This is a genomic window from Shewanella sp. SM101 (assembly GCF_025654465.1).
Classification (GTDB): Bacteria; Pseudomonadota; Gammaproteobacteria; order Enterobacterales; family Shewanellaceae; genus Shewanella; species Shewanella oncorhynchi.
The window spans coordinates 1-510 of the sequence record NZ_JAKKRH010000153.1 but is presented as its reverse complement, the minus strand read 5'-3'; the positions used below and the strand labels follow the sequence as shown (position 1 = coordinate 510).

The 510-nt window shown below is 42.4% G+C and carries 4 tRNA genes; all 4 read left to right on the top strand.

Annotation, left to right across the window (positions count from 1 at the left end):
- The first annotated feature begins 34 nt into the window (after nt 1-34).
- The 4 genes from L5M38_RS24455 to L5M38_RS24440 all read left to right on the top strand — a co-directional run bounded on the left by L5M38_RS24455 (nt 35) and on the right by L5M38_RS24440 (nt 497).
- A tRNA-Lys gene (locus L5M38_RS24455) sits at nt 35-110 on the top strand.
- A 50-nt stretch (nt 111-160) separates the two neighbouring features.
- Nucleotides 161-236, top strand: a tRNA-Lys gene (locus tag L5M38_RS24450).
- A gap of 59 nt (nt 237-295) precedes the next feature.
- A tRNA-Lys gene (locus tag L5M38_RS24445) sits at nt 296-371 on the top strand.
- A 50-nt stretch (nt 372-421) separates the two neighbouring features.
- A tRNA-Lys gene (locus tag L5M38_RS24440) sits at nt 422-497 on the top strand.
- The last annotated feature ends 13 nt before the right edge of the window (nt 498-510 follow it).

Genomic DNA, 510 nt, shown 5'->3' with positions numbered 1-510 from the left:
AAATAAGTGAACATTTTTATCGTAATACCTAGTTGGGTCGTTAGCTCAGTCGGTAGAGCAGTTGGCTTTTAACCAATTGGTCGAAGGTTCGAATCCTTCACGACCCACCACTTTACTGAAAGTGTATAAATCAGCGTAACAGTTTTAATAGACAATAGATGGGTCGTTAGCTCAGTCGGTAGAGCAGTTGGCTTTTAACCAATTGGTCGAAGGTTCGAATCCTTCACGACCCACCACTTATTATTCGCATTGTTGATGCCAAAATAAGTGAACATTTTTATCGTAATACCTAGTTGGGTCGTTAGCTCAGTCGGTAGAGCAGTTGGCTTTTAACCAATTGGTCGAAGGTTCGAATCCTTCACGACCCACCACTTTACTGAAAGTGTATAAATCAGCGTAACAGTTTTAATAGACAATAGATGGGTCGTTAGCTCAGTCGGTAGAGCAGTTGGCTTTTAACCAATTGGTCGAAGGTTCGAATCCTTCACGACCCACCACTTCCCACCACTT